This window comes from Streptomyces sp. NPDC002133, from assembly GCF_040296405.1.
In the GTDB taxonomy this organism is placed as follows: domain Bacteria; phylum Actinomycetota; class Actinomycetes; order Streptomycetales; family Streptomycetaceae; genus Streptomyces.
In genome coordinates, this window is the sequence record NZ_JBEOXF010000001.1 from 174,634 (window position 1) to 190,154 (window position 15,521).

General features: G+C 72.5%; 12 protein-coding genes. 8 read left to right on the forward strand and 4 right to left on the reverse strand.

All coding sequences use genetic code 11. From position 1 onward, the window contains the following. Positions 1-34: 34 nt before the first annotated feature. Both ABT078_RS00735 and ABT078_RS00740 read left to right on the forward strand, forming a co-directional pair. A complete protein-coding gene (locus ABT078_RS00735) occupies positions 35-1,777 on the forward strand; it encodes a pyruvate dehydrogenase (protein ID WP_351222324.1) in 1,743 nt (580 codons plus the stop codon). Positions 1,778-1,920: 143 nt separating this feature from the next. Continuing rightward, positions 1,921-2,340, forward strand: coding sequence for an ATP-binding protein (locus ABT078_RS00740; protein ID WP_351222326.1), 420 nt, complete (start codon positions 1,921-1,923; stop codon positions 2,338-2,340). A 97-nt stretch (positions 2,341-2,437) separates the two neighbouring features. On the opposite strand, the gene ABT078_RS00745 is transcribed toward ABT078_RS00740, so the two are convergent. Both ABT078_RS00745 and ABT078_RS00750 read right to left on the reverse strand, forming a co-directional pair. Continuing rightward, entirely contained in the window at positions 2,438-3,529 is a 1,092-nt protein-coding gene (locus tag ABT078_RS00745; RefSeq protein WP_351222328.1) for a DUF2637 domain-containing protein, read from the reverse strand. A 238-nt stretch (positions 3,530-3,767) separates the two neighbouring features. Beyond that, the gene (locus ABT078_RS00750) at positions 3,768-4,643 is read right to left on the reverse strand and encodes a (2Fe-2S)-binding protein (RefSeq protein WP_351222330.1); all 876 of its coding nucleotides are present in this window, start codon (positions 4,641-4,643) and stop codon (positions 3,768-3,770) included. Positions 4,644-4,790: 147 nt separating this feature from the next. Between ABT078_RS00750 and ABT078_RS00755 the strand changes: the two genes are divergently transcribed. The 3 genes from ABT078_RS00755 (at position 4,791) to ABT078_RS00765 (ending at position 8,256) form a co-directional block, all read left to right on the forward strand. Then, positions 4,791-5,597 (forward strand): GntR family transcriptional regulator, encoded by an 807-nt coding sequence (locus ABT078_RS00755; protein ID WP_351222332.1) that lies wholly within the window; start codon positions 4,791-4,793, stop codon positions 5,595-5,597. Positions 5,598-5,614: 17 nt separating this feature from the next. Beyond that, positions 5,615-6,961, forward strand: a complete 1,347-nt coding sequence (locus tag ABT078_RS00760) for a hypothetical protein (protein WP_351222333.1) — start codon at positions 5,615-5,617, stop codon at positions 6,959-6,961. Between the two features lie 341 nt (positions 6,962-7,302). Next, entirely contained in the window at positions 7,303-8,256 is a 954-nt protein-coding gene (locus ABT078_RS00765) for an MFS transporter (protein WP_351222335.1), read from the forward strand. On the opposite strand, the gene ABT078_RS00770 is transcribed toward ABT078_RS00765, so the two are convergent. Together ABT078_RS00770 and ABT078_RS00775 are read right to left on the reverse strand one after the other, a co-directional pair. Next, entirely contained in the window at positions 8,243-9,016 is a 774-nt protein-coding gene (locus ABT078_RS00770) for a hypothetical protein (RefSeq protein WP_351222337.1), read from the reverse strand. The genes ABT078_RS00765 and ABT078_RS00770 overlap by 14 nt on opposite strands. Positions 9,017-9,510: 494 nt before the next feature. Continuing rightward, complete coding sequence (locus tag ABT078_RS00775; RefSeq protein ID WP_351222897.1) at positions 9,511-11,253, reverse strand: PucR family transcriptional regulator ligand-binding domain-containing protein; 1,743 nt, start codon at positions 11,251-11,253, stop codon at positions 9,511-9,513. A 284-nt stretch (positions 11,254-11,537) separates the two neighbouring features. On the opposite strand from ABT078_RS00775, the gene ABT078_RS00780 reads away from it, so the two are divergent. The 3 genes from ABT078_RS00780 to ABT078_RS00790 are packed head-to-tail and all read left to right on the forward strand — an operon-like array spanning position 11,538 to position 15,498. After that, positions 11,538-12,428: an FAD binding domain-containing protein gene (locus tag ABT078_RS00780; protein WP_351222339.1), complete on the forward strand. Its 891-nt coding sequence runs from the start codon at positions 11,538-11,540 to the stop codon at positions 12,426-12,428. Positions 12,429-12,430: 2 nt separating this feature from the next. Continuing rightward, a complete protein-coding gene (locus tag ABT078_RS00785; RefSeq protein ID WP_351222341.1) occupies positions 12,431-13,090 on the forward strand; it encodes a (2Fe-2S)-binding protein in 660 nt (219 codons plus the stop codon). Between the two features lie 2 nt (positions 13,091-13,092). Next, positions 13,093-15,498, forward strand: a complete 2,406-nt coding sequence (locus ABT078_RS00790; RefSeq protein WP_351222343.1) for a xanthine dehydrogenase family protein molybdopterin-binding subunit — start codon at positions 13,093-13,095, stop codon at positions 15,496-15,498. The last annotated feature ends 23 nt before the right edge of the window (positions 15,499-15,521 follow it).

Below are 15,521 nucleotides of genomic sequence, written 5' to 3' on the forward strand. Positions count from 1 at the left end.
GGCGTGACCGGCTCGGCCGTGGATAGATGGATCCATGGCCAAGCAGAACGTCGCAGAACAGTTCGTCGACATCCTCGTCCGCGCCGGCGTGCGACGGCTTTACGGGGTCGTCGGCGACAGCCTCAACCCCGTCGTCGACGCCATCCGCCGCAACGCCGCCATCGACTGGATCCAGGTCCGCCACGAGGAGGCCGCCGCCTTCGCCGCGGGCGCCGAAGCGCAGATCACCGGCAAACTTGCCGCCTGCGCCGGCTCCTGCGGCCCCGGCAACCTCCACCTCATCAACGGCCTCTACGACGCCCACCGCTCGATGGCCCCCGTCCTGGCCCTCGCCTCCCACATCCCCTCCTCCGAGATCGGACTCGGCTACTTCCAGGAGACCCATCCCGACCAGCTCTTCCGCGAGTGCAGCCACTACAGCGAGCTGATCTCCAGCCCGAAGCAGATGCCGCGCCTCCTCCAGACGGCGGTGCAGCACGCCATCGGCCGCAGTGGCGTCAGCGTGGTCACCCTCCCCGGCGACATCGCCTCGCATCAGGCACCCGAGAAGTCCGTCGAGCACGCCCTCGTCACCGCACGCCCCTCCGTCCGCCCCGGCGACGCGGAGGTCGACGCCCTCGCCCGACTGGTCGACGAGGCGGAGCGCGTCACCCTCTTCTGCGGCAGCGGGACGGCCGGCGCCCACACCGAGGTCATGCAGTTCGCGGAGCGCATCAAGTCACCCGTCGGGCATGCGCTCCGCGGCAAGGAGTGGATCCAGTACGAGAATCCGTACGACGTCGGTATGAGCGGCCTCCTCGGCTACGGCGCCGCGTACGAGGCCACCCACGCATGCGATCTGCTGATCCTGCTCGGCACCGACTTCCCGTACAACGCCTTCCTCCCCGACGATGTCAAGATCGCCCAGGTCGACGTGCGTCCGGAGCACCTGGGCCGTCGCTCCAAGCTCGACCTCGCCGTCTGGGGCGACGTGCGCGAGACGCTGCGCTGCCTCACGCCCAGGGTGCGGATCAAGAACGACCGGCGCTTCCTCGACAAGATGCTGAAGAAGCACACCGACGCGCTCGAGGGCGTCATCAAGGCGTACACCCGCAACGTCGACAAGCATGTTCCGGTCCATCCCGAGTACGTCGCATCGGTCCTCGACGAAATCGCGGACGAGGACGCCGTGTTCACGGTCGACACGGGCATGTGCAACGTATGGGCTGCCCGTTACCTGACGCCGAACGGGCGCCGCCGCATCATCGGCTCGTTCAGCCACGGTTCCATGGCGAACGCCCTGCCCCAGGCCATCGGAGCACAGTTCGTCGACCGCGGCCGGCAGGTCGTGTCGATGTCCGGCGACGGCGGCTTCGCCATGCTGATGGGCGATTTCCTCACCCTCGTCCAGTACGACCTGCCGGTGAAGGTCGTGCTCTTCAACAACTCCTCGCTGAGCATGGTCGAGCTGGAGATGCTGGTCGCGGGCCTGCCCTCGTACGGGACCACGAACCGCAACCCGGACTTCTCGGCGATCGCACGGGCGGCGGGCGCCCACGGCATCCGTGTGGAGAAGCCGAAGCAGCTCGCCGGGGCGCTGAAGGAGGCCTTCGCGTACAAGGGACCCGCCCTCGTGGACGTCGTGACCGACCCCAACGCGCTCTCCATCCCGCCGAGGATCAGCGCCGAGATGGTGACCGGCTTCGCGCTCTCCGCCAGCAAGATCGTGCTGGACGGGGGAGTGGGACGCATGGTCCAGATGGCTCGCTCCAACCTGCGGAACGTCCCACGACCGTGACGAGCGGAGCGTGCTGTCTTCATTACACGTGGTGAATCCCACATGCGTGGCCGCACGGGGGCGGGGCATGCATTTCGGGAGGGCTTGTGAGTGCCTGTGCGAGCAAGCGAGAAGGAAGGGACCGTTCCGACGTGCGGTGGGGGATGATGACGAGGCGTCAGGGAGGGTCTCGGCCGGCGCAGCTGCGCCGCAGAGTGGGGCGCGCGGACCTGAGAGCCGTGCCGGAGGTGAGGCGGGCCCTGCGCGACTTGCTGGGGCACGGCGACTGGGGCGAGCCGGGTTCGGCGGACGTCGCCGAGCTGCTCGTCAGCGAGCTGGTGACCAATGCGCTGGTCCACACGGCCGACGGCGCGGTCGTGACGGCGACGGTGGCGCCGAGCCGACTGCGGGTCGAGGTCCGGGACTTCACGTCCGGGCTGCCGGAGCCGCGCGTTCCGGTGGCCGACGAGAGCACCCACGGGCGGGGCCTCGTCCTGGTGCAGAACCTGGCGGATGCGTGGGGCGTGCAGGCCCACGCGCTGGGCAAGGTGGTCTGGTTCGAGCTGGACGGCGTGCGGACGTGAACCGTCCTGTCCGCCGTCCGCCCGACCTGCCGACCCGTCTCGTGCCGGCCGTCACTCGTCCGCCGGCCCGTGTGCCGCCGGTCCCTGTGCCGCCCGTTCAGCCGAACTGCCGCTCCAGATCCTTGAGTTTCCGCTCCAGGGAGTCGAGTCGCGGCAGCGCCTGGGTGTCGTCCTCGGCGGTGAGGTCGACCGTGAGGGGTTCAGCGCCCTTCACGGCCTGAAGGGAGGGCCGGGGGCGTCCCGCCTCGGCGGCTATGGCAGGCTCCGCGACCGGCCCCACGGAGGCCTGCGCGGAGCCGACCGGGCCGCCCGTGGCCGATCCGGGCACGGCCGATCCGGTCATGGGCGCGCCGCTCATGGTGGTGACCTCCACCTGACGGCCGCCACGGCCGCGGCCCCACGCCCGGTGCTGCCGGCTGAGGGCCCGCAGCTGCGCCCGCTCCCGCCTCTCCCGGTCGCGCCTGCGCATCCGGTCCTGCTCCTTCTGGCGTCGGTCCTCGCGGACCTCGTCCACGGCCTCGTCCAGCGTGCGTACGCCTTCGAGGAGCATCAGCGACCAGGCGCCGAAGGTTTCACGGGGCGCCCGCAGCCACCGTACGACCCGGATCTGCGGCAGCGGGCGGGGCACGAGGCCCTGCTCGCGGAGTGCGGCCCTGCGGGTCTGCTTCAGGGCGCGGTCGAAGAGGACCGCGGCCGACAGCGACATGCCCGCGAAGAACTGCGGGGCGCCCGCGTGGTCGATGCCGCGCGGCGCGTGGACCCAGTTGAACCAGGCGGCGGCGCCCGCGAACGCCCACACCAGCAGCCGGGAGCCGAGCGCGGCATCGCCGTGGCTGGCCTCGCGCACCGCGAGCACCGAGCAGAACATGGCGGCGCCGTCGAGGCCGAACGGGACGAGGTACTCCCAGCCGCCGGAGAGGTTCAGATTCTGCCGGCCGAAGCCGACCAGGCCGTGGAAGGACAGGGCAGCGGCGACCGCCGCACAGCAGAAGAGGAGCAGATAGGAGGCGGTGCCGTAGACCGCCTCCTTGCGCCTGCGGCGCTCCTCGCTGCGTTCCCAGGAGTCGTCGGCCGCGGAACCGTCACCGGCGCGCCTGCCGCGCGCGAGCACCGCCACCGCCGCCACGACCCCCGCGAGCATCACGGCGCCCGGAAGCAGCCAGTTCAGCGATATGTCGGTCAGTCTCATGCGGGGGTCCCTTGCATCCTTGCGTCGGCGACTGCTGCGTCCGCGTCGCGGTAGGGCGATTCGGGCGCCCATATTGGCCGAAGTCCGGTGGCGGACACGGGGTTTCGCGGCAAGAGAACGCCAAAGGGCCTTCGAGGCATGCGAATAGGTGCGTTCTGCTCGAACACGCACACACGGAGCGGGAATTGAGTTCGAATAACGCCACCCTGATGAGTGGCGCGAGAATGGGCGGGCGCCGTCAGTCCTGCGTGGCCGCGGTCAGCCTGCGCACGCGGTCGGCGTCGCACGTGCGCGGGCAGGTGACGCAGGTGTCCTCGGGTCGCAGCGCGTAGAACAGGCAGCAGCTCGCCCGGTCGCGGGTGGGCAGCGGCTCGCCGGCCGGGCCGGTGAGCTCGCGGAAGCCGGCCGTGCCGACGTACGGCTTGGTCGTGCCCGGCAGCAGCGCCTCCAGCTCCGCGATCGCGCGCCGCTCCTCGCCCAGCAGATGCGCGACGTACCAGAGGCCCTCGACGACCTCGTCCGTCACCATGCCCCACAGGGCCCGCCTGCCGCGCCGCATGCGCGGGCCGAAGCCGTCGAGGACGGGCCCGAAGTGGTCGGCGACGGCGTCCCGCACCTCGGCGCGCAGTGCTTCCTCGTCGGGCACGACGCGGGCGCCGGGCAGCTCCGCGGCAGGGTCGCCGGGCAGGCATGCGAAGTCGCGGACGCGGACGCTCAGCCGCCCGAGGGCCCGCTGGATGGCGACCTCCTCGACGGGGACCCGAGGCACCCGGCGGTCCAGGAACCAGGGGACCGTGATCAGCAGACAGGCCGGCCAGGCGTAGCGGTGCAGCCCGAAGCTGGCGATGACATCGGGGCGGGCCTGCTGCCCGTAGTCGCGCAGCACCTGGGCGTTGTCCCAGGCGAGGAACGCGTCCAGTACCGGGCCTCCGGCCGCGAGGTCCGCGGCCGCCGACCAGCCGCCGCCCCGGAGGGCCGGCTCGCCGTCGCGCAGCTCCTGGATGCGCAGCCCCGGGAACGCCTCGGTCAGGCGCGCGTAGGCGTCCGAAACGGGCGTGGCGGCGGAGGCGGAGGCGGCAACCCCCGAGCCGGGGAGAACGGCGGGGACGGTCATGCAGGGACCACCGAATCGCGATCGTCAGCAGGTTAGCCTTACCTTACCCGACGCGATCGATGTTTGAACTGCGGGCGTGTCCGCCTATCGTGCACAGGGGGCCCGTGCGGTGCGAGCCGGGCCCGTCGACGCCGGAGGAGGACCCGGGTGGAGCAGGGCAGAGCGCGCGGGGCCGCCGCGGCGCGGCCGTACGCCTCGTCGTACGAGTCCTCGTACGGGCCCGAGGCGCAGGTGCGCGTGCCGGAACAGGTCCGCAGTGCCGAGCAGGCCGGGGTGCCCGAGCCTGCCCGAGGTGAGCACACGCACAGCGAGCCCCCGGCGCCCCGGGTCGCCGTCCAGCGCCATTCGGTCCGCGGCCAGATTCTGGAGGCCCTGCGCACCGCCCTCGTCACCGGCGAGCTGGCCCCGGGCGAGATCTACTCGGCTCCCGCGCTCGGCGAGCGCTTCGGCGTCTCCGCCACCCCCGTGCGCGAGGCCATGCAGCAGCTCTCCCTCGAGGGCGCGGTCGAGGTCGTCCCCAACCGCGGCTTCCGGGTCGTCGAGCGTGACGCCCGCGAACTCTCCGAGCTCGCCGAGGTCCGCGCCCTCATCGAGGTCCCGGTCATGCTCCGGCTCGCCCGCACCGTCCCGGCCGCCCGCTGGACCGAGCTGCGCCCCCTCGCCGACGCGACCGCCGCGGCCGCGGCGACCGGCGACCGCGCCGGCTACGCCGAGTCCGACCGGGCCTTCCATCGCGCGGTGCTCTCCCTCGCCGGCAACGCGCAGCTCGTCGCCGTCGCCGACGACCTCCACCGCCGCTCCCAGTGGCCGCTCATGAGCGCCCCCGCCACCCGTCGCGCGCAGCTGGCGGCCGACGCCGCCGAGCACTCGGCGCTGCTGGAGGCCCTGATCGCCCAGGACTTGATGGTGGTCCAGACGCTGGTGCGGGAGCACTTCACCGGCGCGGACGGCTGAGGACGGGGGCGGGGCCCTTGCCGGACGCGATCGTGCCCCTCGCGGGCCAGAGCGTACGAGGCGCCGTCTGGGCACTGGCGAACCAGCTCGGCGTGGTGGCGCGGACACCGGGTGAGCTGATCGGCGCCCTGACGGCCGACCCGCGCCGCAGGGTGCTCGCCCTGCCGGACCTGCCCGCCGCCCACGACCCCGAGGCCCTGGCCGAACTGATGCAGGCGCTGCGGGAGCTGGGCCACATCCGGCTGATCACCGAGGCGAGGCCGGGCAGGACGGAGCCTCCCGGCGGCGCCCCGCCGGACCTCGACGACCCTTCCGCGGTCTGCGCGGCGGACCCGCTGCGGGTGACGGCCGCCTACGCGGACGACACCGGCCACGCGGACGACACCGGCCACCCGCACGACGCCCACGGCGGTCTGCGGGCCGCGTGGTTGCGTGCGGGTCAGTCCCTGGTCCGCGATCAGCCGGTGGCCGACCGTGCCCTCGTCCTCCTGGCCGCGCTCGGCGACGGCGCGGACCCCCGGCTGCGCCCGGCCCTCACCGGCCTCGCCACCGCCGCGCCCTGGCGGGTCGACTGGACCCGGGTGCGCGGCGACGTCACCCCGCCCTGGCCCGGTGCCGTGGCCGCGCTGGCCCACGGCACCGGCCGGTGGACGGACCACCTGCTCGTGGCGGACCAGCGCGGCACGGTCCGCTCGCTGCACCCCGCCGACGCCACGCCCGCGCCGGGCTCCGCCCCGATGCCCGTACGGATCAAGGCACTTGCGCCGGTGGCCGACGGCAGCCTGCTTCTGCTGGACGAGCGGGGGCACCTGCACACCCAGGGCCGTACGCCCCTCACGGAAGCCGTCGCGGCCACGCTGGCGAAGTACCCGGGCACGGCTCTGACCGCGACCGACGGCCTCGTTCTCGTCGGTGACCGGCACGGCTCGGTGCATGCCTTCGGCTTCCGGGGAATGCACCAGGCCGCCCTCCACCGGGGCCGGGTCACCGCCTTGGCGGTCAGCGACGCCACACCGGTGCCGCGGGCCTACAGCGGAGGGGCGGACGGCACGGTCCGCGCCTGGCACCCGGGCCGGGCCCCGGAGCCGGTCCCCGTTGCCGAGCGCCCCTGCCCGGTGGTCGCCCTTGCCGCGCAGGGCGCGGCGCTCGCGATCGCCTGGGCCGACGGCCTCGTGGAACTCGTGGGACCCATGGATCCCGTGGGACCGGTGGAACTCGTCGAGCCCCACCGCCCGGACGCCGCCGGTGCCCTGACCTTCCGTCCGGGCCCACCGGTCCGCGCCGTCGCGATGGCATCCGACCGGTCGGTCGTCATCGGCATGGACGAGGCCCTGATCCGCCTCACCGCCCGATCCGCTCGCTGATCCGCTTCCCGTGCGCATCCCGAGGCATCCCGGGCGCGTACTGCTCGTCGTCGACGGTTCCGTCGAAACCGGACGGGCGGCCCGGGCCCAGGGCCACCCGGACGCTACGCCGTGCGGCAGCAGCGCGAGCGCAACGACGGCGCGCCGGCCGGGTGGTCGACCGGCACGCTGATCATCCTCGTGGACATGGCGCGGTGATTTCTGCACGCAGGAGCCATGCCGTGGCCGTAGCCTCGTCGGGCCGCCGGTCGATCCTTCGGCGCGGAGCTGCCTCTCTCGCGGTGCCCGTGTCCGCCGGCTCAACGGTGCCGGACCTGTCGACGGCGGCTCAGGAGGGCACCATGGATTCGCTCGCCGCACGGAGCCGGGTGCGCTCCCGGAAGCGATTCCTGCTTGCCGCCATGGGATGTGCCGGCGGAATGGTCCTCTTCGACCAGACCGTCGTCGCTGTTGCCCTGACCCCCATGGCACGGGATCTGGGGCTCGATGCCGCGGCCATGTACCGCGTGGTGCTCATCTACGTCCTGTCGCTGTCGTCGTTGGCCGCCGTCGTCGGAATGATTGCGCGCCGATTCGGGTTCCCCCGCACCGTCCGGTGCGGGGTCGTGCTCTTCGCCGCCGCGGGGTGGGTGGTTCTGCGGTCCCGGCGGCCGGTCCTGGACCTTCGTCTCATGAGGCTTCGGGCCTTCGCTGTCGCCGTGGCACTGACGTTCCTGGTGCAGGCGGGACAGCTGAGCCTGATGTTGCACGCGGCGGTCCACCTGCAGCAGGTGGAGCACCTCTCGGTGCTGACCTCCGGCGTCGCGCTGCTCGCCCTGGTCGTTCCGCTGGGAGCCGGAACCTACCTGTCCGGTCGTCTGCGGGACCGCTTCGGCTCGGCCAGGGCGGCGACCGTGACCGGGCTGGCGTGCGCCGCGGCAGGAGTGGCCGTGTGGACCTCGGCCCTCGCGTCCGGCGACCCCTACTGGCAGATCCCCGGAATGCTCGCGGCAGGCCTGGGGATGGGCATGCCCATCCCCGCACTCAGTGCCGAGATGATGAACTCCGTTCCCGACGACGCGAGAGCCGACGCCTCCGTGCTCCGCCAGACGCTCCGGCAAATGGGCGGGGCCTTCGGCATCGCCGTGATCGGTGCGGTCGCGCTCACCGGCAAGGACCGCACGGCGAACGGCGCGGGCGTCTTCACCGGCGCGGCCACGGTCGCCGGTTTCGTCGGGGCGGGCGTCTTCCTGACCCTGGCGTTCGTGCTCGCCCTGACGATGCTGCCGCGGCGAACCGACCTCACACCGCCCTGACGGCCTGGGCCGGCGGATTCAACTGGTCCGCCAGCCATGTCGGTACGCCGCCCAGCAGCCGGAACAGCCGCATCGCCTCGGCCCGCAGGCGGGCGGCTTCCGGTTCGGGCTCGGTGTCGGCGAGTGCGGCCAGGGCCGGGGCCGTACCGACCAAATAGCCGAGCTCCTCACGGATACGGAGGGACTCCGTGAACCCGTGGCGGGCCTCGGCCAGTTCACCGTCGCGGAGCGCGAGCGCGGCCAGATGGCGCCATGTGAAGGAGAGCAGGAGAGCGTCGTCCTGGGCGACGGCGCCCGCGTGGGCCCGGTGGTACGCGGCGCGGGCGGCCTGCGGGGAGTCCGCGAGGTGTTCGGCGACGAGGCCGCGGCGGAAGTCGAGGAGAGGGCGGCCGGGGGCGGACGGCGCGAGCAGTGCCGCCGCCCTGCCCAGGGCCGCGCGGGCCTCGTCGGCCCGGTCGCGGACGCCCAGCACGGTCGACGCGTAGGCGAGCTGCCCGCGTTCGCAGGCCGCGGCCCCGCGCTCGTCGTCGTCACGGGCCGACGCCTCCGCCGCACGCAGCGCGTCCTCGGCGTCCGCCCAGCCCTTGCCGGTGAACAGGCAGCGCTCGACGAGCAGCGCGGCGCGTTGCAGCGTGAGCGCCGGGGACGCGGAGTGGGGGGCGAGGAGAGCCGCTGCGTCGGTCCAACAGCCGCGGGAGCGCAGCCGCCATACCGCGGTCTGGAGTGGATCGTCACCTGCAGTGGTTCCGGAACCAGACATGGCGGTATGCGCCACGTTGCCCTCCCCAAGCGCGCCATTGTGCTGTTGAGTCAGACCGAATCTCAGCATGGACAGGCATGCCTGGCCAAGGGTTCTGGTGAATCAGTTCACAATCTCTGGGCGTTCGACCGCTGCCTGGCGTACCGGTCGGCGTGATTCCGCTTGCGCGTACGCCATTTGAAGCTTTCCCGAAATCCCCGGGGTGAGCCGGTCCGGGCGGGTGGGTCCGCGTGTCCGTCCCCAAGTGCCTGACGGGCTGGGTGTGGGGGCTCGGTACCGTCCGCCGGCCCGCGAGTCCGTCCGGCCAGTCGCACTGGTCGCCCGCGGACGGCGCCCGGATCAGCAGCAGCGGGACGGCGGCGCTGATGAAGAGCGCACCCGCCCGGTCGACCTTCACCTGCCGCTCAGGCGCCGGACAGGCCTCGGTGGGAGGAAGGCTCGCCGCGGCCGCCCCCGACGTGCCGGACGCCGCCCCAGGGCAGGCCCGGTCGGGCTCAGCTCATGCGCAGCGCGAGGAAGAAGTCCAGCTTGTCCTCCAGCCGGGACAGGTCCCGGCCGGTCAGCTGCTCGATCCGCCCCACCCGGTACCGCAGCGTGTTCACATGCAGATGGAGCCGCGTCGCGCAGCGCGTCCAGGAGCCGTCGCAGTCCAGGAACGCCTCCAGCGTCGGGATGAGCTCCGCCCTGTGCCGCCGGTCGTATTCGCGCAGCGGGTCCAGAAGGCGGGCCGTGAAGGCGCGGCGGACGTCGTCGGGGACGAAGGGGAGCAGCAGGACGTGCGAGGCCAGCTCGTGGTGGCCGGCCGCGCACACCCGGCCCGGGCGGGCGGCGGCGACGCGGCGGGCATGGCGGGCCTCCTCCAGGGCGCCGCGCAGGCCCTCCGCCGAGTGGACGGCGGCGCTGACGCCGAAGGTGAGGCGGCCGTCGCCGTCGAGTCCCGCGGAGAGGGGCTCGCGGACTGCGGCGAGCAGCGCGTCCGCGTGGAGCCCGGCGCTGCTGGTGCCGATGTCGGCCGCCGGACCCTCGAGCAGGTCGTCGGGCGCATCGGGGGCGCCGGGGACGGCGGCTGCCGCCACGGCGGGCAGCGGGACCAGCGCGATCGCCTCGTCCCCCGTGTGCGCGACGGCGATGCGGTCGGCCGACTCCGCGCCCGTCGTCGCCGGGTCGACCAGGATCTCCTCGAGCAGCGACTGGCTGACCGGGCCGGCCTCGATGGGCGCACCGCCCTCCTGCTCCCACTCCACCCGCGCGACGACGACCTGCCAGTGCGGGGCGGTGCCGAGGCCGGGCAGCAGCACGGGTGCGGCGACCCGCAGCCGGGCGGCGATCTCGGCGGGCGCGGCGCCGCTCTGGACGAGTTCCAGGACTTCCTGGGCGAGTCGGCGGCGTACCGTTCGCGCCGCCTCGCGCCGGTCGCGTTCGACGGCGATGAGCTGGGTGACGCCCTGGAGGAGATCGAGGCGGGCGGCGGGCCAGTCGGAGGCGTCGGCCTCGACGGCGAGCAGCCATTCGGACAGTACGGTCTCGCGGACGTCGCGCGCAGCGGGCGCGGCGCCCCGGCCGGTGCTGCGGATCGGGAAGAGCGAAAACGTCGTGCCGGGGGCGCCGGCGGCGGTCGCGCGGTGCGGGCCGCGCCGGCCGGTGCGCGTCGCGGCGAGGTGCTCACCGGCGAGCGCGGCGCTGACCCCGGCGGGCAGCGGGTCGCCCGCGCCTGCGATCCGGCGGCCGGTGGGGGAGAGGACCCAGGCGTGAAGGTCGAGGTCGGAGCCGAGGAGGTCCAGGACCACCTCGGGCCCGCCGCCCGCCGGTCCCGAGGTCATCAGCCGGCGGTGCCGGTCCACGACGGCGGCCAGGTCACCTGCACGCTCGCCCGACACCTGCCGTACGACATGCTCGGTGATCGTTGCGAAAGCGACGGACTCGTTGACGGCGAAGAGCGGCAGGCGGTGCCGTACACAGGCCTCGACGAGGTCGTCCGGGACGTCCCCGAGCTCCGCCTCGCCGGCTGCGAGACCGGCGACCCCGGCGCTTGCGAGAATACGTACAAAAGGCTCGGAATCTTCGGCGGTGCGACGCCAGGCGAGACCGGTGAGGACCAGCTCACCGCCCGACAGATAGCGGCTCGGGTCTCTGAGGTCGGTCGTCATCACGCCACGGACGGTGCGGTCCAGCTCGTCGTCGCCGCCGAGCAGCCGCAGTCCCAGCGCGTCGGTTTCCAGCAGTGCGCGCAGCCGCATCTCGTCGCCGCCGATCTGTCTCGTTGTTGCCGTTGGACCCACGTGAGGTTCGGGCCGTTGGTTTCAGGAGGAAAGCCGAGAGGTTACCGAGTCCCGTCTTTCGTTCGAATCTACAAGACGGCGGTGGCGACCAGCCAACTCCTTCATGTTTTCGGTGACTGCACCGGGCGAGGCGGTGCTTGTGTACTTGGGCCACACCGCGTTAACAGGACATGTATGTCCAGACGAGGGCCGGCCGTCCCCAGCCCCTGCGAACGACCGAATCACGTAGAAGAGAGCCACTCATGGACTTCCTTCGCCCCGCCAGCTGGGAGGAGGCGCTCGCCGCCAAGGCCGAGCACCCCACGGCTGCGCCCATTGCGGGTGGCACCGACATCATGGTCGAGATCAACTTCGATCACCGGCGGCCCGAGTACCTCCTGGACCTGAACCGCATCGTCGAGCTGCGCGAGTGGGAAGTCGGCGAGGAGAACGTCCGTCTGGGCGCCTCCGTCCCGTACACCCAGATCATGGAGAACCTCCGGGCGGAGCTTCCCGGCCTCGCGCTCGCCTCGCACACCGTCGCATCCCCGCAGATCCGCAACCGCGGGGGCGTCGGCGGCAACCTCGGCACCGCGTCCCCGGCCGGCGACGCGCACCCGGCCCTGCTGGCCGCCGGCGCCGAGGTCGAGGTCGAGTCGGTGCGTGGCGCGCGCTTCATCCCGATCGACGCCTTCTACACGGGCGTGAAGCGCAACGCGCTCGCCCCGGACGAGCTCATCAAGACGATCCACATCAAGAAGGCCGACGGCCCGCAGCAGTTCTCGAAGGTCGGCACCCGCAACGCGATGGTCATCGCCGTGTGCGCCTTCGGCATCGCGCTGCACCCCGAGACCCGCACGGTGAAGACCGGTATCGGCTCCGCCGCGCCCACCCCGGTGCGCGCGACCGCCGCCGAGGAGTTCCTGAACGCCGCGCTCGAGGAGGGCGGCTTCTGGGACAGCGGCAAGATCATCACTCCTTCGATCGCCAAGCAGTTCGCGGAGCTCGCCTCCGCCGCCTGCAACCCGATCGACGACGTCCGTGGCACTGCCAAGTACCGCCGTCACGCGGTCGGCATCATGGCCCGCCGCACGCTCGGCTGGACCTGGGAGCAGTACCGCGGCACCGGCCGCACCCTTGAAGGAGCTGCATAACCATGCGCGTGAATTTCACGGTCAACGGCCGTAAGCAGGAAGCGGACGACGTCTGGGAGGGCGAGAGCCTCCTCTACGTACTGCGTGAGCGCCTGGGCCTGCCGGGCTCGAAGAACGCCTGTGAGCAGGGCGAGTGCGGTTCCTGCACGGTCCGTCTCGACGGTGTGCCGGTGTGTTCGTGCCTGGTCGCCGCCGGTCAGGTCGAGGGCCGCGAGGTCGTCACCGTCGAGGGCCTCGCGGACTTCGCCAAGCAGCGCGCCGAGCACGGCGGCGGATGGGGACACCTCCCACGCCCGGAGGGCTGTGGGGGAGGCACGGGTGCCTGCGGCTCCTCCGGCACCTCTCTCCAGGACGCCCGGCAGTGGTCCGCTCGCCCGTCCGACGGGGTCAGCGACTCCCGGACCGGCGAGGGCACCGAGCTCGCCCCGATCCAGCAGGCGTTCATCGACGCCGGCGCCGTCCAGTGCGGCTTCTGCACCCCGGGTCTGCTGGTCGCGGCCGACGAGCTGCTGGAGCGCAACGCCTCCCCGTCCGACGCGGACATCCGTGAGGCACTCTCCGGCAACCTCTGCCGCTGCACCGGTTACGAGAAGATCCTCGACGCCGTCCGCCTCGCGGCCGCCCGTCAGGAACGTCAAGGAAACCAGGAAGCGACGGTCTGACCATGGCGCTGAATCCCCGAGTCGCCGCCGCTCCGGCAGGCACTCCCACGAAGGTCACCCAGGGATCGCAGACCAAGGGCGGCATCGGCGAGTCCACGCTCCGCCCCGACGGCACCCTCAAGGTCACCGGAGAGTTCGCGTACTCCTCTGACATGTGGCACGAGGACATGCTGTGGGGTCAGATCCTGCGCTCCACCGTCGCGCACGCCGAGATCGTCTCCATCGACATCTCCGAGGCCCTCGCCCAGGCGGGCGTCTACGCCGTGCTGACCTACGACGACCTGCCGACCGAGGTGAAGAACTACGGCCTGGAGATCCAGGACACCCCGGTCCTCGCCCACGGCGTCGTACGCCACCACGGCGAGCCGGTGGCCCTCGTCGCCGCCGACCACCCGGAGACCGCACGCCGCGCCGCCGCCAAGATCAGGGTCGAGTACAAGGAGCTGCCCGTCGTCACCGACGAGGCCTCCGCGACCGCGCCCGACGCGCCGGTCCTGCACCCCGGCCGCGACGACCACCACGCGGGCCACGTCCCGCACCCGAACATCGTCCACCGCCAGCCGATCGTCCGCGGCAACGCCGACGAGGCCGCCGGCCGAGCCGATGTGATCGTCACGGGCGAGTACACGTTCGGCATGCAGGACCAGGCCTTCCTCGGTCCGGAGTCCGGCCTCGCCGTGCCGGCCGAGGACGGCGGCGTCGACCTGTACGTGGCCACCCAGTGGCTGCACTCCGACCTCCGCCAGATCGCCCCGGTCCTCGGCCTGCCCGAGGAGAAGGTCCGCATGACGCTCTCCGGCGTCGGCGGCGCCTTCGGCGGCCGCGAGGACCTGTCGATGCAGATCCACGCCTGTCTGCTGGCACTGCGCACCGGCAAGCCGGTCAAGATCGTCTACAACCGGTTCGAGTCCTTCTTCGGTCACGTGCACCGCCACCCGGCGAAGCTCCACTACGAGCACGGCGCCACCAAGGACGGCAAGCTCACGCACATGAAGTGCCGGATCGTCCTGGACGGCGGCGCATACGCGTCGGCGTCCCCGGCGGTCGTCGGCAACGCCTCCTCGCTCTCCGTCGGGCCGTACGTCGTGGACGACGTCGACATCGAGGCGATCGCGCTCTACACCAACAACCCGCCCTGCGGCGCCATGCGCGGCTTCGGCGCGGTCCAGGCGTGCTTCGCGTACGAGGCCCAGATGGACAAGCTCGCCAAGGAGCTGGGCATGGACCCGGTCGAGTTCCGGCAGCTCAACGCCATGGAGCAGGGCACGCTCCTGCCGACGGGGCAGCGGGTCGATTCCCCGGCCCCGGTCGCCGAACTGCTGCGCCGCGTCAAGGCCATGCCCCTGCCGCCCGAGCAGCAGTGGGTGACCACCGAGGGCGCCGACGTGCGCGCGCTGCCCGGCGGTCTGTCCAACACCACCCACGGCGAGGGCGTCGTCCGCGGCATCGGCTACGCCGTCGGCATCAAGAACGTCGGCTTCTCCGAGGGCTTCGACGACTACTCCACCGCCAAGGTGCGGATGGAGGTGATCAACGGCGAGCCGGTCGCGACCGTGCACACCGCGATGGCCGAGGTCGGCCAGGGAGGTGTCACCGTCCACGCCCAGATCGCCCGTACGGAGCTGGGTGTCACGCAGGTGACCATCCACCCCGCCGACACGCAGGTCGGCTCCGCCGGCTCGACGTCCGCCTCCCGGCAGACCTACGTCACCGGCGGCGCCGTCAAGAACTCCTCGGAGCTGGTCCGCGAGAAGGTCCTGGAGCTGGGCCGCCGCAAGTTCGGTACGTACCACCCGGCCTGGGCCACCGCCGAGTTGCGGCTCGAAGGCGGCAGGGTCGTCACCGACGGCGGCGAGGTCCTCGCCGACCTGGTGGACGTCCTGGAGGGCGAGGCCGTCGAGGTCGAGGCCGAGTGGCGGCATCGCCCGACCGAGGCCTTCGACCTGCGCACCGGCCAGGGCAACGGCCACGTCCAGTACTCGTTCGCCGCGCACCGCGCGGTCGTCGAGGTGGACACCGAGCTCGGCCTGGTGAAGGTCATCGAGCTGGCCTGCGCCCAGGACGTCGGCAAGGCGCTCAACCCGCTGTCTGTCGTCGGCCAGATCCAGGGTGGCACCACGCAGGGCCTGGGCGTGGCGGTCATGGAGGAGATCATCGTCGACCCCAGGACCGCGAAGGTGCGCAACCCCTCCTTCACGGACTACCTCATCCCCACGATCCTCGACACGCCGACCATCCCGGTCGACGTGCTCGAACTCGCCGACGACCAAGCCCCGTACGGGCTCCGTGGCATCGGCGAGGCCCCGACCCTGTCGTCCACGCCGGCCGTCCTCGCGGCGATCCGGAACGCGACCGGTCTGGAGCTCAACAGGACGCCGGTACGCCCCGAGCACCTCACGGGGACCTGACCGGCTCGCCCACCTCCCCGGAC